General features: G+C 59.6%; 14 protein-coding genes and 1 tRNA gene. 7 read left to right on the top strand and 8 right to left on the bottom strand.

Going from position 1 to position 19484, the window contains the following annotated elements:
- Positions 1-80: 80 nt before the first annotated feature.
- Entirely contained in the window at positions 81-1580 is a 1500-nt protein-coding gene (gene cysS / locus B4F27_RS16010) for a cysteine--tRNA ligase (RefSeq protein ID WP_286760126.1), read from the bottom strand.
- A gap of 225 nt (positions 1581-1805) precedes the next feature.
- Here cysS and B4F27_RS16005 point away from each other — a divergent pair, with 225 nt between their 5' ends.
- Positions 1806-2984, top strand: a complete 1179-nt coding sequence (locus B4F27_RS16005) for a pyridoxal phosphate-dependent aminotransferase (protein WP_286760125.1) — start codon at positions 1806-1808, stop codon at positions 2982-2984.
- A 151-nt stretch (positions 2985-3135) separates the two neighbouring features.
- Here the strand turns inward: B4F27_RS16005 and B4F27_RS16000 are convergent, their stop codons facing one another.
- Entirely contained in the window at positions 3136-3744 is a 609-nt protein-coding gene (locus tag B4F27_RS16000) for an outer membrane protein (protein ID WP_074634808.1), read from the bottom strand.
- 371 nt (positions 3745-4115) lie between these two features.
- On the opposite strand from B4F27_RS16000, the gene B4F27_RS15995 reads away from it, so the two are divergent.
- Both B4F27_RS15995 and B4F27_RS15990 read left to right on the top strand, forming a co-directional pair.
- Complete coding sequence (locus B4F27_RS15995) at positions 4116-5480, top strand: phospholipase D-like domain-containing protein (RefSeq protein ID WP_009824773.1); 1365 nt, start codon at positions 4116-4118, stop codon at positions 5478-5480.
- On the top strand, positions 5477-6184 hold the full coding sequence (locus B4F27_RS15990; protein WP_286760124.1) for an endonuclease/exonuclease/phosphatase family protein: 708 nt from the start codon (positions 5477-5479) through the stop codon (positions 6182-6184). The genes B4F27_RS15995 and B4F27_RS15990 overlap by 4 nt, the downstream gene beginning before the upstream one ends.
- Positions 6185-6283: 99 nt before the next feature.
- Here B4F27_RS15990 and B4F27_RS15985 read toward each other — a convergent pair whose 3' ends face one another.
- The gene (locus B4F27_RS15985) at positions 6284-9700 is read right to left on the bottom strand and encodes an indolepyruvate ferredoxin oxidoreductase family protein (RefSeq protein ID WP_286760123.1); all 3417 of its coding nucleotides are present in this window, start codon (positions 9698-9700) and stop codon (positions 6284-6286) included.
- 118 nt (positions 9701-9818) lie between these two features.
- Between B4F27_RS15985 and B4F27_RS15980 the strand changes: the two genes are divergently transcribed.
- Complete coding sequence (locus B4F27_RS15980; RefSeq protein ID WP_074634805.1) at positions 9819-10289, top strand: Lrp/AsnC family transcriptional regulator; 471 nt, start codon at positions 9819-9821, stop codon at positions 10287-10289.
- A 165-nt stretch (positions 10290-10454) separates the two neighbouring features.
- Here B4F27_RS15980 and B4F27_RS15975 read toward each other — a convergent pair whose 3' ends face one another.
- From B4F27_RS15975 to pdxH, 5 genes are all read right to left on the bottom strand, one after another.
- Complete coding sequence (locus B4F27_RS15975) at positions 10455-14102, bottom strand: vitamin B12-dependent ribonucleotide reductase (RefSeq protein WP_286760122.1); 3648 nt, start codon at positions 14100-14102, stop codon at positions 10455-10457.
- A 640-nt stretch (positions 14103-14742) separates the two neighbouring features.
- Positions 14743-14819: transfer RNA gene (locus B4F27_RS15970), tRNA-Pro, on the bottom strand.
- 74 nt (positions 14820-14893) lie between these two features.
- Positions 14894-15322 (bottom strand): DUF192 domain-containing protein, encoded by a 429-nt coding sequence (locus tag B4F27_RS15965; protein ID WP_286760133.1) that lies wholly within the window; start codon positions 15320-15322, stop codon positions 14894-14896.
- 35 nt (positions 15323-15357) lie between these two features.
- Positions 15358-15906, bottom strand: coding sequence for a cold-shock protein (locus B4F27_RS15960; RefSeq protein WP_174226609.1), 549 nt, complete (start codon positions 15904-15906; stop codon positions 15358-15360).
- Between the two features lie 72 nt (positions 15907-15978).
- Complete coding sequence (gene pdxH / locus B4F27_RS15955; protein WP_286760132.1) at positions 15979-16584, bottom strand: pyridoxamine 5'-phosphate oxidase; 606 nt, start codon at positions 16582-16584, stop codon at positions 15979-15981.
- Between the two features lie 219 nt (positions 16585-16803).
- Here pdxH and fabI point away from each other — a divergent pair, with 219 nt between their 5' ends.
- The 3 genes from fabI to B4F27_RS15940 all read left to right on the top strand — a co-directional run bounded on the left by fabI (position 16804) and on the right by B4F27_RS15940 (position 19429).
- On the top strand, positions 16804-17610 hold the full coding sequence (gene fabI, locus B4F27_RS15950) for an enoyl-ACP reductase FabI (protein WP_286760121.1): 807 nt from the start codon (positions 16804-16806) through the stop codon (positions 17608-17610).
- Positions 17611-17614: 4 nt separating this feature from the next.
- On the top strand, positions 17615-18127 hold the full coding sequence (gpt, locus tag B4F27_RS15945; protein ID WP_005853828.1) for a xanthine phosphoribosyltransferase: 513 nt from the start codon (positions 17615-17617) through the stop codon (positions 18125-18127).
- A gap of 135 nt (positions 18128-18262) precedes the next feature.
- On the top strand, positions 18263-19429 hold the full coding sequence (locus tag B4F27_RS15940; RefSeq protein ID WP_074634368.1) for an aminotransferase: 1167 nt from the start codon (positions 18263-18265) through the stop codon (positions 19427-19429).
- The last annotated feature ends 55 nt before the right edge of the window (positions 19430-19484 follow it).

Raw genomic sequence — 19484 nt, 5'->3', positions numbered from 1 at the left:
CCCCCCCCCCACACCTATGTTGATCAAACACTGAAAGAGCAGATACGGAATTTACCACTCTGATTGGCGCCCTGAAACGATTACTTGTTGTTAGCCCAAGGATAGAAAATCTCACCTATTTTGCTCTGGTCTATGCCAATGTCGTCAACAATCTCAACACCATCTTTTTTGAAGCGAACTTCTAAGCCGGCTTCAACAAGCTGGAGCTTAATACGATCTAGTTCACTAAAGTCCTTCTTGGCCAAAGCTTGAAGCCTGACCTCACTGAGCACTTCAGCCCAACCGATTAAATTGTCTTTCTCATTCTCTGCTTTCCAATTCCAACCCGATAACTCGTCGGTGATAAGACCCAAAAATTGCGCGGACGCCAGAAACTCACTTTCAATACCTCCAACATCAATTTTATCAGGCAGATCCGCCCCGCCGAATGCAGCGAGCAGCACGGATGCCATTTCATGTAATTGTGAAATGGCTCCAGCAGTGTTGAGATCGTTGGCCAACATTTCAATTAGCTTTTTTGAGGGCTTGCTTGGCTGGACGTGCTCAGAAAGCTCGCGCCACTTCCTCAACGTCTTCTCCGCCTCGTCCCGTTTCTTCTCGGTCCAGTCCATCGGCTTGCGGTAATGCGTGCTGAGCATGACGAAACGGATCACCTCTCCGGGCACGCCTTGATCCAGCAGATCGCGCACGGTGAAGAAGTTACCAAGCGACTTGGACATTTTCTTGCCCTCGACCTGCAACATCTCGTTGTGCAGCCAGTAGCGTGCCATCTCGTCGGTGCCATTGGCGCAGCTGCTTTGGGCGATCTCGTCCTCGTGGTGGGGGAATTGCAGGTCCAGACCGCCGCCGTGGATGTCAAAGACATGAGGTGCGCTCTTCGCCTCATCCGACAGACGGTCCTGACGCAAAGGCTCTTTCCACAGCAGCTCGTCCGCCATGGCGGAACATTCGATGTGCCAGCCGGGGCGGCCACGGCCCCAGGGGCTGTCCCACCCCGGCGTCGCGTCGTCCGACGGCTTCCACAGTACGAAGTCCATCGGGTCTTCTTTGTAGGGGGCCTTTTCCACCCGCGCGCCGGCGATCATATCATCGACGGAACGCCCTGATAGCGCCCCATAATTCTTGTAGCTACGCACGCGGAAAAGCACATGCCCTTCCGCAGGATACGCGTGCTCTTTCGCAATCAGGTCTTCAATCATCGCGACCATCTGCGGAATATAGGCGGTGGCGCGTGGCATGTGATCGGGCTCAAGCGCGCCGACGGCGGCCATATCGTCCAGAAACCACTGGGTTGTCTCGGCGGTGATCTCGCCAATCGACCGACCGCTTTGTGCCGCGCGCGCGTTGATCTTGTCATCCACATCCGTGAAGTTGCGCACATAGGTCACATGGGCGTCGCCATAGACATGGCGCAGCAACCGGTTGAGCACGTCAAACACGATCACGGGGCGCGCATTGCCCAGATGGGCGCGGTCGTACACCGTCGGCCCACAGACATACATCCGCACGTTCTTATCATCAATCGGGGTGAAATCCTCGCGTTTGCGGGTTTTCGTGTTGTGCAGCTTGATCGTGGTCATGGCGCGTCCTTACGCAAGGATTGCGCGGGCATGGCACAGAAATCTCGGGAAGAAAACGATGTGAGCAAGCCCGCCGGAAGGTCTTAGCAGGTAATACAGCAAATAATGAGTGGCATCATCTTCATGCCGTCTGCGTAGCCCGACCCGCCACTGGCGGTCAAGCCTGATTGACAAATCAACCATGCTCTGCGCCCCTGCGTCTTCAAGTTACGAGGGAGAGACGGCATGCAACTATCATCGCGCATCACAGGGCTGCTTGGCGGCGGATCAGACGGCTGGGGCGTTTTCCTGCGCGCCCGCCAGATGATTGAACAGGGTACGCAGGTGACAGAGCTGACGATTGGCGAACATGACATCCGCACCGCCGCACCGATCCTGCAAGATATGCACCGCGCCGCTTTGGCCGGTCACACAGGGTATGCGGCCATCCCCGGCACCACGGGTCTGCGCGATGCCGTGGCCGCGCGGTTGCAAGAGCGTACCGGCGTGCCGACGACGCGCGACAATGTGCTGATCACGCCGGGCGGTCAAAGCGCGCTGTTTGCCGCGCATATGGCGACCTGCAACCCCGGCGATACAGCGCTTTATATTGATCCCTATTACGCCACCTACCCCGGTACGATCCGCGGTGTCAGCGCCCTGCCCCATGCGATCGCCGCCCGTGCGGAGGATGCGTTCCAGCCCCGTGCGGACGTGATTGCCGCCGCTGCGAAGCAGACCAACGCGGCGTCGCTGCTGGTGAATTCGCCCAACAACCCCACCGGCGTTGTCTACTCCCGCAAGACACTTGAAGGCATCGCGCAGGTCTGCCGCGATCACGACATGTGGCTGATCTCGGACGAGGTTTACGACACACAAGTCTGGGAGGGCGCGCACCTCTCGCCACGCGCGCTGGACGGGATGGCGGAGCATACTCTGGTCGTAGGGTCGATGTCGAAAAGCCACGCGATGACCGGCTCGCGCTGCGGCTGGATCGTCGGGCCCGTGGATGCGATCGAGCATCTGACCAATCTGGCGACCCACACGACCTATGGCGTGCCCGGGTACATTCAGGACGCGGCGCTGTTCGCGCTGAACCAAGGCACCGGTTTCGAGGCAGAGATCGCCGCCCCCTTCCAGCGCCGCCGTCTGCTGGCGCAAGACATTCTTGCGCGACAGAACGCCGTCAGCCTCGTACCCGCCCAAGGCGCGATGTATCTAATGCTGGATGTGCGCAGCACCGGCATGAGTGGCGAGGATTTCGCCTATGCGCTGCTGGAAAAACACCACATCGCGGTGATGCCCGGCGAAAGCTTCGGGACGGCAGCGGCAGGCCATATCCGCGTCGCGATGACCATCGAGGACACGCGCTTTGCCCAAGCGCTGGCGACAGTATGCGACTTCGCGGAAAGCCTCGCCGCCTGACGAAAACGTCGCGCGACCGCAGCTGCCAACATACGAAAAAGGCCGGAGGATGATCCTCCGGCCTTTTTGACTGGCACATTATTATTTCCTGCCGAGAGCACCGTTATGCGACGCCCTCGGCAGATACACCGCCAGTTGTCAGCGTGTCAGCTTAGAAGCGGTAGGAACCACGGATGTTGAATGTGGTTACGTCCGCGTCGTCACCGGAAACACCATTTACGTCGTCAAACTTGTGCTCAAGCAGTTCTGCGCCAACGCTGTATTGCTCGGTGATTTTGTAATCCATGCCGATACCGTAGAAGGCACCGTCTTCGTCACCCAAGGATGTGTCGGCACGAGCGTAACCGCCGGTTGCGTAGATCAGAGTGCTACCCAGGTCGTAGCCACCTTTGATTTTCGCACGAGCAACGGAGTCGATGGAACCCTGTGTTACGCCTGCAGCGTCTTCCAGGTCTATGTCTGTCTTGTCGTAGTCAAGCTCACCGCCCAATACGAAGCGACCGAAGTCGTAGTTGTAACCAGCGTGGAAACCGTAGGACCCGTTGTCACCTTCCAGACCGTTGTCGATCTCAGCGTCGGAATAGCCCAGTTGCAGACCGGTGTAAAAGCCTGTCCAGTCGCCACCCAGGTCGGGTGCAGGAACAGGTGCGGTCATCACGGGCTCAACCACTGGCTCTGCCAAGCTGCCGGCGTATGTTGCGCCAGCGAATGCTGTGGATGCCAGAACGGCTGCGGATGCAAGTTTCATAGTGCGTTTCATAATCGTAACTCCTCGATCAGTTTGTACCGGAGCGGGCGCTTCCCGCTTCATCGACACAACACGGCAGCTAAGATCTGGTTTCGGGATTTCCCAATCACGGGTTGGTGATCGGTAAATTGTTGCTCAAATGCACGGCGTCTCGGCGGCCCGTCGCCGCTATTAATCCTTTTTACCAAGGCCAAAACGCGGTTCCGCGGAGATGCGCCAAAATCACCCGGAATTAAATTTTCAAGAAGATGGAACAATCTGCCCGCATGCTGCAGCAGGAATCTCGCGAAAATGCTGCAAAAAGTGGCGTTTACCCCCCTATGTGCTAGGTAGCGATGCGGCGCGGATGACAGCATGTCCGGCATAATCGAGGCGAAACGAGTATGATCAATTTCTTCATTACACATATAGAGGTCGTTGGCGTCATCCTTTTGACCCTCGGCGTGGCCTTCATCCTGCTTCAGCAGCGCCGCAGCCCACAATCTACTGCCGCCTGGATCCTGTTTCTGGTGGTGATGCCCTATGTCGCCGCGCCCTTGTTCTTGGCGCTTGGCTTTCGCAAACAGGGCAAACGCTACGAGCCTATTATCTTTACCCAAAAAGAAGACCCGCAAACGCCCGTGCATGCTCTGGACGAGATGTTCCAGAGCTTCAACCTGCCCCCCGCGCTGGAAGCACAGCGACTGAACCTGCATGATACACCGCAAACCGCCTATGCCGCCGCGATGGAGGTCATCGAGAGCGCGACACAGACGATTGATGTGCTGTTCTATATCGTCTCGGACGATGACACCGGTAATCACGTGGTCGACGCCCTGACCGAAAAAGCCCGCAACGGCGTCAAGGTGCGCCTGCTGATGGACCGGCTTGGCACCTTGCGCGGCCCCTCCAAGGCGGTCAAGGCGCTGCGCAAGGCCGGCGGCGAGGTGCTGTTCTTTTCGCCGATCCTGCAACTGCCCAGCAGTGGCCACCTAAACCTGCGCAACCATCGCAAGATGATCATCGCCGATCATGCCCGTGTCTTTTCGGGCGGGATGAATATTGGCGAACACTATATGTCAGACCACCCGCACAGCGATCACTGGGTCGATCTGGCCTTCACCCTTGAAGGGCAATCGGTACAGACCTTCTGCGATGTCTTCCGCTCGGACTGGGAAGTCGCCTGTGGTGAGGACGTGGACCATATTACAACGCCTGCCCCCACCACCGCGGGCAATGCCACCGTGCAGTTGATCCCCTCGGGCCCCGATATTGTCGAAGACCCGCTGCACGACGGGATTATCCGCGCACTGCATCTGGCGAAAACCCGTATCTGGATCGCCACCCCCTATTTCGTCCCGACCGAGCCGCTGGCCAATGCGCTGCGCATCGCGGCGCTGCGCGGGGTGGATGTGCGTATTCTAGTGCCGCAGAAGTCGAACCAGCATATCGCGGACTTCGCCCGTGGCGGCTATCTGCGCGATGCGCATACCGCAGGGGCCAAGGTCAAATACTTTGAACCTGCGATGATCCACGCGAAAGCCGCGCTGATTGATGATGTGGGGCTTGTGGGCACGGCGAATTTCGACGTGCGCAGTATGCTTTTGAACTTTGAGGCGATGTTGTTCGTTTATGATGCACGCAGCGTGTCAACCCTGTCGGACTGGTTCACGGCCCGCGAGGCAGACTGCCACGAGAATATGCCAAGCCCGCATTTGCCCCGCCGTCTGGCCGAGGGCGTCTTTCGCATAGGAGCACCGATCTTGTGACCAAAGCTCCCCTTCGCATCGCCAGCTACAACATGCGCAAGGCCATGGGCACTGACCGCAAACGGGATCCCGCCCGCATCCTGCGCGTGATCCAGACGCTCGCGGCGGATATCGTCGTGCTGCAAGAGGCCGACATGCGCCTTGGCCCCCGCCCCTCGGCGCTGCCCATGGATCAGGTGACGGCGCAGACCGGTTTGATCGCCGTGCCTGTCCCCAGTGAGGTCAGCATCGGCTGGCATGGCAACGCGGTCTTGCTGCGCCCCGAGGCAGAGCTGATCGAGGTCAAACACCTGAACCTGCCGGGGATGGAGCCGCGCGGTGCGATGGTGGTGGATTTCGACCTGCGCGATATCCCGCTGCGCATCATTGCCACCCATCTGGGGCTGATGCGCCGGTCGCGGCGCGCTCAGCTTTCCGCGCTCATCGCCCATCTGGATGCGCAGTCCAAACGGCCGACGTTGATCGCGGGCGATATGAATGAATGGTCGCTGAACGTCGGGCTCGGGCGTCTGGCGCATCACTTTGACATTTATGCACCGGGTAAAAGCTATCATGCGCGCCTGCCTTTGGCCGCACTGGATCGCATCGCGGTAGATGACGCGCTGCATGTGATGGACGGTGGCGTTTGCGAGACTGACGATGCGCGCCGCGCCTCGGACCACCTGCCGATCTGGCTGGATTTCGCGCGTTCTACAGGTCAGTAGAGCGCGCGAAATCAGCTAAATTATCAGGTGAGACTGCCAGCACAACCTATTGATAATTATAATACAAACGCCACACTTAAACCAATTTCTGAAGTGCCATCAGAGCAGTTTCCGCAGCCGCGCCTCCTCTGCGCGCGCCTGTTCGATAGCGGCGTGTTTCACCGGCCCATAGCCCCGAATATCCATCGGCAGTGCCAGCAGCTTTTGCACCGTCTCGACCGTTGTCTCACAGGTCTTGGCGGGCAGCTCTGCCAGCAAGGCTTCGTACCAGCGGATCAGCGCCACTTCTTCGCGACGTTCCTGAGTGTAGGAAAACACATCCAGCGCCGTGCCCCGTAGGGATCGCAGCCTCGACAATGCGGTCAACACCGGCGAGAACCATGCACCGAACGCGCGCTTGACGGGCCGCCCCCGCGCGTCCTTGCGCAAAGACATGATCGGCGGGGCCATGTGGTAGTTGATCTTGAACCCCGGCTCGAACTCCTGCGCCAACATTTCGGCAAAGGCAGGATCGCGGTGCAGCCGCGCGACCTCGTATTCATCCTTGAACGCCATCAGTTTGAACAGGGCCTTAGCCGCGACCTCCGTCAGCGCGTCGGCATGGGCGGCGGGGACGGCGGCGCTGAACTGCGCAAGCCGGTCGCGGTAGCGCTGCGCGTAGCTGTCGTTTTGATAGGCCCGCAACCGGTCGGCCCGGTCCGCGATCAACGCGGCGCGGTCCAAGTCTGGCTGTTCGCTCGACGGCAGGGCCAGCGCGTCAGGCGTTTCCGCCATCACGCGGCCCAGATCAAAGGCGCGATGATTCTTGTCGATAGCCACGCCGTTCAACACGACCGCCTGCCGCAGCGCGCCGTGGGACACGGGCACCAGCCCTTTCTGCCACGCGAAGCCCAACATGATCATATTGGCGAAAACCGTATCGCCCAGAAACCGTTCTGCCATCGCATTGGCATCGAAACCGGCAAGGTTTTCACCCCCCACGGTATCGCGGATCACACTCTCGCGCTGGTCAGTGTGCAGCTGCGCGTCGCGGTGCAACACCAGATCGCCCGTGGGCATTTCGGCGAGGTTCAACACCACCTTGGTCGCGGGCCCATAGTAGACCGACGCCTGCGCGGCAGAGGAAACGACGATATCGCAGCCAATCACCGCATCCGCCGCCCCGTGATCAATGCGCACCTGATGGATTGCATTAGGGCGCGCCCCGATCCGGATAAAGCTAAGCACCGTGCCGAACTTCTGCGCGAAACCGGTGAAATCCAGCACGCTGGCCCCCTTGCCCTCCAGATGCGCGGCCATGGTGATCAGCGCGCCGACCGTGATCACGCCGGTGCCGCCCACGCCTGTGACCAACAGATCAAAGGGCGCATCAAGGCTGGGCAGTTCGGGACGCGAGATACCCGCCAGCAGCGCGTCCACATCGACCTCTGCCCCGGTTTTCTTGCGCCGCACCGCCCCTTCAAGGGTGACGAAGCTGGGGCAGAACCCGTTCAGACACGAGAAATCCTTGTTGCAGCTCGACAGGTTGATCTTGCGCTTGCGGCCCAGATCCGTTTCTAGCGGTTCGATGCTCAGACAGTTGCTTTCAAGCGAGCAATCGCCGCAGCCCTCGCATACAGCGGGGTTGATGAAGGCAAAGCGTTTGGGGTCCTCCATCTGCCCGCGCTTGCGGCGGCGGCGTTTCTCGGTGGCGCAGGTCTGTTCGTAGATCAGCACCGACACGCCTTTGACCTCGCGCAGTTCGCGCTGCACGGTGTCCATCTCTTCACGCGGGTGAAAGCTGGTGCCTTGGGGGAAATCGCCGCGGTCGAATTTGTCGATCACATCCGACACCAAGGCGATGCGCTGGACCCCTTCGGCACGACAGGCCTGCGCGATTCCGGTCACGCTGATCGGCCCGTCCACCGGTTGCCCCCCGGTCATGGCCACCGCGTCGTTATAGAGGATCTTATAGGTGATATTCGTCCCCGCCGCGACAGCCTGCCGAATGGCGAGCGACCCTGAATGGTACCATGTGCCCTCGCCCAAATTCTGGAACAGGTGTTTGCCGCCGTTGAACTTTGAGGCCACCACATGCGGCACGCCCTCGCCGCCCATCTGCGCATAGCCACCGGTTTCGCGGTCCATCCACCCGGCCATGACGTGGCAACCGATGCCCGATGCGGCCTGCGACCCCTCGGGCAGCTTGGTCGAGGTGTTATGCGGACAGCCCGAACAGAAATATGGCGTGCGCTTTGCCCCCGGCACATTCAGCAGGACAGGAGGCTTTTCCGTCAGCGCGCGCGCCTTTTGCGGCAGGTTTTCATCAGGGAAGAACGCGTTCAACCGCTCGGCCACCACGGGCACCAGCGCCAGCGGGCTTAACTCGCCGGTCCAGGGCAGCAGCGGGTCGCCTGCCGCGCGGTGTTTGCCAACCATGCGACCGGGTTTGTGCCCCGGCCAGTCGTAGAAATATTCCTTCAGCTGGCTCTCGATGATGCCGCGCTTTTCCTCGATCACCAGTACTTCTTCCGTGTCGGCAACAAAGGCCAGCGCATCACGCCGTGCCAAGGGCCAAACCATGCCGACTTTGTAGATATCGATGCCAAGACGGCGGCAGGCGGCTTCGTCCAGACCCAGCAGACGCAGCGCCTCCATCAGATCCAGATGGCCCTTGCCGGTGGTGACGATGCCAAAGGTGGCATTGTCCAGATTATAGATACGCCTGTCGATCGGGTTGGCCTCGACAAAGGCTTCGACGGCGCTGAGCTTATGTTGCAACCGGGTCTCGATCTCGGGGCTTGGCATGTCCGAGCGGCGCACATGCAGCCCGCCGGGCGGTGGCGTGATCTGGGGCAGCGTAAACGCGCGGTCAGGCTGCAACGCCACCGATTGCCCGCTTTCCACCGTCTCGGAAATCGCTTTGAACCCGACCCAAGTGCCGGAAAAACGGCTTAACGCGAGCCCATAGGCCCCGAACTCCAGAAACTCGCCCACATTCGCGGGGTTCAGCGTCGGCATCATCCAGGTCATAAAGGCGACATCCGATTGATGCGGCATGGACGACGACACACAGCCGTGGTCATCCCCCGCCACAACCAGCACGCCCCCCTTGGGCGAAGAGCCATAGGCGTTGCCGTGGCGTAGCGCGTCCCCCGACCGGTCCACCCCCGGCCCCTTGCCGTACCACATGGAGAATACGCCCTCGACCTCGCAATGGGGATCAAGCACAGCCTGCTGCGCCCCCAGAACCGCCGTGGCCCCCAAATCTTCGTTCACCGCGGGCATAAAGGTGATGTTGTTGTCCTTGGTCACATCCCGTGCGCGCCATAGTTCAAGATCGACCGCGCCCAAAGGCGATCCGCGATACCCCGAGATAAACCCCGCGGTGTTCAGCCCCTGCTGCTTATCGCGCCGCGCCTGATCCAACATGATCCGCACCAGCGCTTGGGTGCCGGTCAGAAACACCGTTCCTTCTGTGCGCGTGTAGCGGTCGGATAAGGCATAGGGGTAAAAATCGTGGGTTTCTTTGGTCATGATGGCAATCCTTGGCTGTCTTGACCATCAAACCACGTTTCCGTGAAATATCTGCCCCCTCTTGCGCCTGCACGCGGAATAAACGAATGTTCTATTCAGCATATAGGGGATTGATGAAATGTCTGACCAAATGCGCTTTGACGACCGCGACCGCAAGATACTGGAGCTGTTGCAGCGCGATTGCCGCATCTCGAACGCCGATCTGGCAGAGCGGGCTGGCATGTCCGCCTCCGCCTGCTGGCGACGGGTGAAAGCGTTCGAGGATGCCGGCGTGATCGAACGGTACCGCGCGGATGTGTCCCCGACCAAAGCGGGCAACAGCTTTCAGGCGCTGGTGCAGGTGCAGCTTGCGCGTCACAATCAGGAAAAGCTGGCAGAGTTCATCAAAGCCATCGCACACCGCGCCGAGGTGCTGGAATGCTATGCCACCACGGGACAGGCCGACTACCAAATGCGCGTCCTCTGCCGCGACATCGCCGCCTACAACCGCTTTCTCGAAGACTTCCTGTTCCGCCTCCCCGCCGTCGAAAGCGCCCAAACCAACGTGGTCCTGCGCGAGATCAAACGGAATACGAGCGTTCCGATGTAGCGACACCAAACGAAGAAAGGGTGCCCGATGGGGCACCCTGAGTTTCGCCTGACCTTGCTCATCGTTCACCGCTCGTTTGTTTTATGCCTGCGGCAAGGCCAGCGTCAGGGGCAAGCGCACCTGCCCCATGTAGAAAGCCCCGACCGCAAGGCCGGGGCGTTTGTCTTAGCTGCAGCCCGACGTTCCGCCGCAGGTGTTGCACTTCATGCAGGTGCCGTTGCGGACCAGCGTGTAGTTGCCGCATTCCCCGCAGGCTTCGCCCTCGTAGCCCTGCATCTTTGCCTTGGTACGGGCGTCCATGCTGACTGCGCCGCTGGACACCGCTGTGGTCGACCCCATGCTGGCCGCGACCGAGGCTTGGCCGGCCTGCGGCATCACACGGTCAAGCGTCTGCGTGTCGCCCTGCCCGCCTTGCAGCAGCACCAGATCCTGCGGCAAACGGTTGCGCAGATACCCGGTGGAGCTGATCTGCTTGAGCACCTCGAGCGAGCGGTTGGCGGCGGTTTCGGAGATTTCCGCCACATTGGCAACGCTTTCCTGATCGCCGCGGCCGAGGCTGTCAAAGCTGGCCCCTTCGGGTTGCACATGCGCCAGATCGGTACGGTCCAGATAGGACACGGCGAGCTCGCGGAACACATAGTCAAGGATCGACGTCGCGTTCTTGATGCTGTCGTTGCCCTGTACCATGCCAGCGGGTTCGAACTTGGTGAAGGTGAAGGCGTCGACGAATTCCTCAAGCGGGACGCCGTATTGCAGACCCACGGACACGGCGATGGCAAAGTTGTTCATCATCGCACGGAAGCCCGCGCCTTCCTTGTGCATGTCGATAAAGATCTCGCCCAAGGAGCCGTCTTCGTATTCACCGGTGCGCAAATAGACCTTGTGCCCGCCTACATTTGCCTTTTGGGTATACCCCTTGCGGCGCTGAGGCATCTTTTCGCGGTGCGATTTGATGATTTCTTTGACGATGACCTTCTCGACGATCTTTTCAGCCAGCACGGTGGCTTTCTCGTGGGTGGTGCCGCTTTCCAGCGTTTCGGCGGCCTCGTCATCATCCTCGACCAGCGCGGAAGCCAGAGGCTGCGAGAGTTTTGATCCGTCGCGGTACAGCGCGTTGGCTTTGACGCCAAGCGACCACGACAGTTCGTATGCGTTCTGGCAATCCTCGATGGTGGCGTCATTTGGCATGTTGATCGTCTTCGAGATCGCGCCGGAGATGAAGCTTTGCGCCGCCGCCATCATGTAGATGTGGCTGTTGACGGACAGGTAGCGTTTGCCCTTCTTGCCGCAGGGGTTGGCGCAGTCGAAGATGCCGTAGTGTTCGGGCTTGAGGTGCGGCGCGCCTTCCAGCGTCATCGTGCCGCAAACATGGTCGTTGGCCGCTTCGATATCTTTCTTGGAAAAACCCAGGGATTTCAGCAGGTCAAACGTCGGGTCGTTCAGCTTTTCGGCAGGGATGCCAAGGACTTGCGTGCAGAATTCCTCGCCCAATGTCCATTGGTTGAAGACAAAGCGGATGTCGAAGGCCTGTGCCAGCGCCGCGTCGATCTTGGTCAGCTCGTTAGGGCCAAAACCGTGACCGACCAGCGTGGTGTGGTTGATCGCAGGCGCGTTCCCGATAGTGCCGTGACCGACGGCATAGCCGACGATCTCTTCGATCTGGGCCGAGCCGTAGCCAAGCTTTTCAAGCGCTGCAGGCACCGACTGGTTGATGATCTTGAAATAGCCACCGCCCGCGAGCTTCTTGAATTTCACCAGCGCAAAGTCAGGCTCGATCCCGGTGGTATCGCAATCCATCACCAGACCGATGGTGCCCGTCGGCGCAATCACAGAGGTTTGCGCGTTGCGGTACCCGTGCTTTTCGCCAAGCCGCAGGGCTTCGTCCCAGGTCGCGGTGGCGATGTCGATCAGGTTGGCTTGCGGGCAGTTTGCGTGGTCCAGTGGCACGGGCTTGACCGATAGCGCCTCGTAGCCGTCGGTCTTGCCGTGGGCCGCATTGCGGTGGTTGCGGATAACGCGCAGCATGTGGTCGGCGTTCTTGGCGTGACCGGGGAAGGCCCCCAGCTCGCCCGCCATCTCGGCGGAGGTGGCATAGGAAACGCCAGTCATGATCGCGGTCAGCGCCCCGCAAAGCGCACGGCCCTCGTCGCTGTCGTAGCTAAAGCCCATGTTCATCAGCAGACCGCCGATGTTGGCGTAGCCCAGACCCAGCGTGCGGAAATCATAGGACCGCTGCGCGATTTCCTTGGACGGGAACTGCGCCATCATCACCGAGATTTCGAGCGTAACGGTCCACAGACGCGAGGCGTGCATATAGTCTTCGACCATGAACTCCCCGTCTTGCAGGAAGGTCAGCAGGTTCATCGACGCAAGGTTACAGGCCGTGTCGTCGAGGAACATGTATTCGGAACACGGGTTAGACCCGCGGATCGCGCCGTCTTCGGGGCATGTGTGCCAGTCGTTTACCGTGTCGTGGTACTGGATGCCGGGATCGGCGCAGGCCCAAGCCGCGTGGCCGACTTGCTCCCACAGGTCACGGGCACGGATGGTTTTTGACACGCGCCCGGTGGTGCGGTCGAGCAGCTCCCAATCGGCGTCTTTTTCGACGGCGTGCAGGAAGGCGTTGGTCACCCGGATCGAGTTGTTGGAGTTCTGGCCCGAGACCGAGGAATAGGCTTCGGAATCCCAGTCTGTGTCATAGGTCGGGAATTCGATCGAGGTATGACCCTGCTTGGCATAATCCAGCACGCGCTTGACGTATGTCTCTGGGATCGCGCATTTTTTCGCGCTGCGGATCGCGGCCTTCAGCTGGTCGTTCTTGGCAGGGTCATAGGCGTCCGCCTCTGCGCCATCCCATGCTTTGATCGCAGCAAACAGCTTGTTCAGCTCGCGTTCATGCATCTTCGAGCCAGCGACGATGCTCGCCACCTTTTGCTCTTCGATGACCTTCCAGTTGATGAAATCCTCGATATCGGGGTGGTCCGCATCAACGATCACCATCTTGGCCGCGCGCCGTGTGGTGCCACCCGATTTGATCGCGCCTGCCGCACGGTCACCGATTTTCAGAAAGCCCATCAAGCCAGAGGATTTCCCCCCGCCCGACAGTTTCTCGCCCGCCGCCCGCAGGCTCGAGAAGTTGGTGCCGGTGCCGGAACCGTATTTGAACAGACGCGCCTCGCGGACCCACAGGTCCATAATGCCGCCGTCACCTACCAGATCGTCAGCGACGGACTGGATGAAACAAGCGTGGGGCTGCGGATGCTCGTAAGAGGATGTCGACCGCGTCAGCTTGCCGGATTTGTAATCGACATAGTAATGCCCCTGCGCGGGACCATCGATGCCGTAGGCCCAGTGCAAACCGGTGTTGAACCATTGCGGGCTGTTGGGTGCGCCGCGCTGGCTGGCCAGGATGTGGCGCATCTCGTCATAATAGGCTTGGGCGTCTTCTTCTGTGGTGAAATAGCCACCTTTCCACCCCCAATAGGCCCAAGCGCCGGCCAGACGGTCGAACACTTGCTTCGACGATGTCTCGCCGCCCATGGTCGCGTCATCGGTCGGCACCGAGCGCCAGAGGAATTCTGGCACGCCCTTTTCCTTGACCTTCTTGGTCTCGGACGGGACGCCTGCCTTGCGGAAATATTTCTGGGCGATCACATCAGAGGCGACCTGGCTCCAGCTGGAGGGCACTTCGACGTTATCGAGGCGAAAGACCACCGACCCGTCAGGATTGCGGATTTCGGAGGCCGTGCTCACAAAGTCCAGTTCTGCGTAGGCATCCTGACCGGATCGCGTGAATTTTCTCTCGATTTTCATAAGTGCTGCCCCAAATTTTCAAACTCTCAACCAGCGGCATGATCGGGCCGCCAAACCTATCGCCGGTGTGCATCGTCCCCCGCACCCGCATCAGGTTGGTCTTGGATCAAGCCGTTTAACCGGCGCAAAAGTGCGAAACCCAATTTCACCCGATCAGCACGCCACCCCGATCAATCACCAGATGTAGTGGCCCGCCCGTCGATTTACACAAACTGGCGTATGCAGCCCTATTGGGTCAACGGCTTTATTATCGAAATAAGGGAAGTTGCGTCTTGACCGGATCGGCATTTTTTGAAGCTTCGGTCAGCGCGGTGATTCAGCGAAATGATATGCACAGACAGCGGATCACGAGGGGGCTTTTTCACACCGCGGATAAAGTTAATAAACGCTAAGGTTTAGCGCGGATGGCTCATGTATCGCTTGAGTTATCCACAAAATCCCCGACAGCGGGCTGGGGATAAACATGGCGGAACTGTGGATGATAAAAATTTATGCAGCCACCAGATATAGGTTCGAAAACGCGGCTGTCTCACCAGATTTAGAGCGTGCATCTGTGACAAAAAAGAACGACTGCACACAAATACAGCGTTCTGATCTGCATGAAGCAGATCAGGAACACTATATGTGGTGGTTCTTAAAGTGGTCGGGGCGAGAAGATTCGAACTTCCGACCCCCTGTACCCAAAACAGGTGCGCTACCAGGCTGCGCCACGCCCCGACTGCGGCCTACTTAGCCCCAAGCAATCGGATTGAAAAGCCCTAAGTTCACAGAAAATGATAGTTTCTGACGAACTAACAGGGCCATGCCGGATTGCGCCCTGCAAACGCGGGATGGCGCAGCTCTGTCCCCGGTGTGATGCCCATCCGCGCGCTTAACCCGCCGTTGATTTCCAGCACCGCCAGCAGCGCATCACTGCCCCCCTCAAGCGGAGATTCGTCGAGCGGAACCGCATTGTGGTGAATGTGCTGCACCACACCACGGGAATCGATGAACAATAGGTCGAGGGGAATCAATGTGTTACGCATCCAAAAGCTGAGAGGCTGCGGTTCTTCATAGATAAAGAGCATACCCGCGCTGCCCGCCAGTGAGCTGCGATGCATCAATCCTTGGGCACGTTCACCGGCATCATCGGCAATCTCGACGCTAAAGCGCGCCTGCCCCCAGTCGCCGCGCAACGTCACGCTGGTGTCACTGCATTTGGCTGCGGCAGCCCCCGCCATCGCCAGAGTGGCAAAGGCCAAAAGACCCGCGCGGATCAGCTTTGCGCGGTGCCAGATGAATCGAGTCGTACCGTTTCCCATGCATGTACCTCTGCCGCCATCTGGCCGCGTTCCCCGTTAATGACCCGCAGCGCCAATGCCTCGCCCGGTTGCAAATCCGACAGGCCCGACTGGCGCAACACTTCTATATGTAGAAAGATGTCATCGCTTTTGCCAAACACATTCGCGAAACCAAAGCCTTTGGATTTATCAAACCATTTGACCCGCGCGGGTTCTAGCGGTGCGGCGGCCACCAGCGCGGGGTCAATGCCCACAATATCCGACAACGCCATCGCCTGAGCAGCAGCGGGCGGGTGTACCGCATGCACTTGGGTCGCCTGCACCCCGCGTTCGGTCTTTTGCACCGTCAGATCAATGCGCGCTCCGTCCGCGACAGAGCTTTGTCCGTAATTACGTAACACATTGACGTGCAACAGGATATCAGGCCCGCCAGCGTCTGAGACAACGAAACCGAACCCCTTCGCAGGGTCAAACCATTTCACCACGCCGGAAATGGCAGAGCTATTGCTGGATACTTCTGACACAAATGTCCTTTGGTCTTCTCTAGGTCAGGCAACAGCGTGCCCGCGTACAAAATATCAGCGGCAAAAGCCGCCTTATGGGTTCAATCTCGTTACGCTCCAATCACCGTTTTGTTCGGCACGTCGCCAGACAAAACGGTCATGCAATCTATACTCTCCGTCGGCCCAGAACTCGATTTCAGCCGGGGTGATCCGGTAGCCCCCCCAAAAAGGTGGACGGTCTGGGTTTGGCCCCTTTTTGGCGGTGACTTTTGCCACTTCGGCGACCAATGACGCACGGCTGGCTAAAGGGGACGATTGGTCAGAGGCCCAGGCCCCCAACCGGCTTTTGAGCGAACGCGACTTGTAATATGCGTCCGCCTGCGGGCCTTCTTCTTTGGAAACCACGCCGCGCACCCGTATCTGGCGGCGCAGGGATTTCCAATGCATCACGAAAGCAGCCTTGCCCGCGTGATCCAGTTCTTGCGCCTTGGCGCTGGTGTAGTTTGTGTAAAAGACGAATGCCGCGTCTTCGATTTCTTTCAGCAATACCATGCGCGCATTGGGCAAACCGTAGGCATCCACGGTCGATAGCGCGATGGCATTTGGGTCGTTGACCTCTGTCTGCGTTGCCTCATCCAGCCAGCGGCGCGCAATCACAAAGGGATCGTTACCGGCAAAAATGCCTTTGCGCACTTCCATGATCATGATCCCCTTCCTTGCGCATCGACGCAAACTTGCGACAATGCCTTACATCAAATGACATACTAGAACAACTAAACACACTGTCGCGCCTAAAAACCGCCAGGGCGGTCTATCACGGCGTCCTCTCAAGTGCCGCGATCACCGTGCAGCCTTGATGCCAAACTATCAATAGCATAAACCGGATAAAAGTTCAGTGACATAGTCGAAGGAAGTACAATGGCAAATGACCTGATGGCAGGCAAACGTGGGCTTATCATGGGCCTCGCCAATGACAAGTCGATTGCCTGGGGCATCGCACGCACCCTCGCGGATGCCGGTGCAGAACTGGCATTCTCGTATCAAGGCGAGGCGCTGAAAAAGCGGGTCGATCCGCTGGCAGCACAACTGGGCAGCGATCTGGTCCTGCCCTGCGATGTCGGGTCGGAAGAGTCGATTGACGCGCTGTTTACCGCTTTGGGCGAACGTTGGGACGGGATCGACTTTATCGTCCACGCGATCGGGTTCTCTGACAAGAACGAATTGCGCGGGCGCTATGTCGACACCAGCCGCGCCAATTTCGCGATGTCGATGGATATCTCTGTCTACTCCTTCACCGCTGTGATGCAGCGCGCGGAAAAGATGATGAAAGCCGGCGGCAGCGCGGTCACGCTCACCTATTACGGTGCCGAAAAAGTGATGCCGCATTATAATGTGATGGGCGTCGCCAAGGCCGCTCTGGAAGCATCGGTCAAATATCTGGCCGAGGATCTGGGCAAGGACGGCATCCGCGTCAACGCGATCAGCGCCGGCCCGATCAAGACATTGGCCGCATCCGGCATCGGCGACTTCCGCTATATCATGAAGTGGAACGAGTATAACTCGCCCCTGCGTCGCAACGTGACCATCGACGATGTGGGTAAATCCGCGCTGTTCCTGCTTAGCGATCTTGGCTCGGGCACGACGGGCGAGAATCTGCATGTGGATGCGGGCTATCACGTGGTGGGCATGAAAGCCGTCGACGCCCCAGACATGGCAAAGGAATAACGACATGAGCAAGGATGCCTCGCGCCTGCCCCATGAAAAAGGGTTTCACATCAGCTGGGACCAGATCCACCGTGACAGCCGTGCGCTGGCGTGGCGTCTGGACGGCATGGGCCCCGATGACGGCGGCTGGCGTGCTGTGGTTGCGATCACCCGTGGCGGTATGGCCCCCGCGATGATCGCCGCCCGCGAGCTGGATATCCGCACCGTCGACACGATTTCGATCAAGTCCTATGACCATCAGGATCAATCGGACGCGGTCGTGCTCAAGGCCCCCGATGCTGAGCTGATGGGCGACGGCACCGGTATCCTGATCATCGACGATCTGGTGGATTCCGGTAAAACCCTTGAAGTCGTGCGCCAGCTTTACCCCAATGCGCATCTGGCCACCGTCTATGCCAAGCCCAAGGGCCGCCCGCAGGTGGATACCTTCATTACCGAAGTCAGCCAGGATACGTGGATTTTCTTCCCCTGGGATATGGCGCTGCAATATGTAGAGCCCTACCGCGGCAAAGACTAAACGGCACCCCCGCAGATACCTGCCTTCGGCGAGGATTTAGGACCATTTGGAAGCAGCGGCCCCGCGCCGTGTCAGACTTTGCGCTGGTCCGCTCGCCGAAGCGCCCCCACCCTCGCCCAGTCAGGAGCATTGACCATGACCCCGCGTACCGCCGCGACTTTCTCTCCTCCGGTGATGGAGGCGCGCCGCTGGTTGACGGGCGTCCACTTTGACGCCGACCGGCCCCTGATCAACGTGAGCCAAGCCGCCCCTGTCGATCCGCCACCGCAGGCGATGCGTCAGGCCATGGCTGATGTCGCGCTGAACAACGATGATGCGCATCTTTACGGGCCGGTGCTTGGTCTGCCCGAATTGCGCGACGAGCTGGCCGCGCAGGTCAGCGCCCATTACGCTGGCGCGGTAGAGCCCGCGCAAGCGGCGATTACATCGGGCTGCAATCAGGCCTTTGCCGCTGCGATTGCCACGCTCTGTGCCGAGGGGGACGAGGTGATCCTGCCGGTGCCGTGGTACTTTAACCACAAGATGTGGCTGGATATGTCGGGTGTCGCCGCCGTGCCGCTGCCGGTGGGGGATGCACTTTTGCCCGACCCGGAACAGGCTGCTGCCCTGATCACCGACCGCACCCGTGCCATCGCCTTGGTCACGCCCAACAACCCCGGCGGCGTTGAATACCCCGAAGAGTTGGTGCAGGCGTTTTTCGATCTGGCCCGTGCGCGCGGTATCGCCCTGATCCTGGACGAGACCTATCGCGACTTTGACAGTCGATCCGGTCCGCCGCACCGTCTGTTTCAGGACCCCGACTGGCACGATACGTTGATCCATTTATATTCTTTTTCAAAGGCCTACCGTCTGACTGGTCACCGAGTGGGCGCGATTGTCGCCTCTCAGGCACGTCTCGCCGAGGTTGAGAAGTTCCTGGATACCGTCGCCATTTGCCCCGGCCAGATCGGTCAGCATGCCGCCCTTTGGGGGATGCAGAACCTTGACACATGGCTGGCCGGCGAGCGGCGCGAGATCCTGGCGCGGCGACAGGCGATTGCCGACAGTATGCACCGTTTGGACGCGAAAGGCTGGAAGCTTTTGGGGCTTGGCGGTTATTTCGCCTATCTCTCGCATCCCTTTGACGAAAGCTCTGCCACATTGGCCCCGCGGCTGGTGCGCGAGGCGGCCGTGCTGACCCTGCCCGGCACCATGTTCCATCCGGCAGAGGATATCACCGGCGGGCGGCATCTGCGCATCGCTTTTGCCAATCTGGATGTCGCAGGCATCGAGGTGCTGTTTGACCGTCTGACACAGGTCTAACGCGGCTCTTGCCCCCCTGCCGCGCACCGCATAGACAGGGCAAAACGTGCGTTTA

Source organism: Sulfitobacter sp. UBA1132 (genome assembly GCF_002311545.1).
GTDB lineage: Bacteria > Pseudomonadota > Alphaproteobacteria > Rhodobacterales > Rhodobacteraceae > Sulfitobacter > Sulfitobacter pontiacus.
Note: the sequence above shows the minus strand (reverse complement) of the source record. Positions and strands in the feature narration are given on the sequence as shown.

Excerpts from the sequence above, each read along its gene's own strand:
- cysS (WP_286760126.1), bottom strand. The coding sequence starts at position 1,580 with ATGACCACGATCAAGCTGCACAACACGAAAACCCGCAAACGCGAGGAT.
- B4F27_RS16005 (WP_286760125.1), top strand. The coding sequence starts at position 1,806 with ATGCAACTATCATCGCGCATCACAGGGCTGCTTGGCGGCGGATCAGAC.
- B4F27_RS16000 (WP_074634808.1), bottom strand. The coding sequence starts at position 3,744 with ATGAAACGCACTATGAAACTTGCATCCGCAGCCGTTCTGGCATCCACA.
- B4F27_RS15995 (WP_009824773.1), top strand. The coding sequence starts at position 4,116 with ATGATCAATTTCTTCATTACACATATAGAGGTCGTTGGCGTCATCCTT.
- B4F27_RS15985 (WP_286760123.1), bottom strand. The coding sequence starts at position 9,700 with ATGACCAAAGAAACCCACGATTTTTACCCCTATGCCTTATCCGACCGC.
- B4F27_RS15980 (WP_074634805.1), top strand. The coding sequence starts at position 9,819 with ATGTCTGACCAAATGCGCTTTGACGACCGCGACCGCAAGATACTGGAG.
- B4F27_RS15975 (WP_286760122.1), bottom strand. The coding sequence starts at position 14,102 with ATGAAAATCGAGAGAAAATTCACGCGATCCGGTCAGGATGCCTACGCA.
- B4F27_RS15965 (WP_286760133.1), bottom strand. The coding sequence starts at position 15,322 with ATGGCGGGGGCTGCCGCAGCCAAATGCAGTGACACCAGCGTGACGTTG.
- pdxH (WP_286760132.1), bottom strand. The coding sequence starts at position 16,584 with ATGGAAGTGCGCAAAGGCATTTTTGCCGGTAACGATCCCTTTGTGATT.
- fabI (WP_286760121.1), top strand. The coding sequence starts at position 16,804 with ATGGCAAATGACCTGATGGCAGGCAAACGTGGGCTTATCATGGGCCTC.
- gpt (WP_005853828.1), top strand. The coding sequence starts at position 17,615 with ATGAGCAAGGATGCCTCGCGCCTGCCCCATGAAAAAGGGTTTCACATC.
- B4F27_RS15940 (WP_074634368.1), top strand. The coding sequence starts at position 18,263 with ATGACCCCGCGTACCGCCGCGACTTTCTCTCCTCCGGTGATGGAGGCG.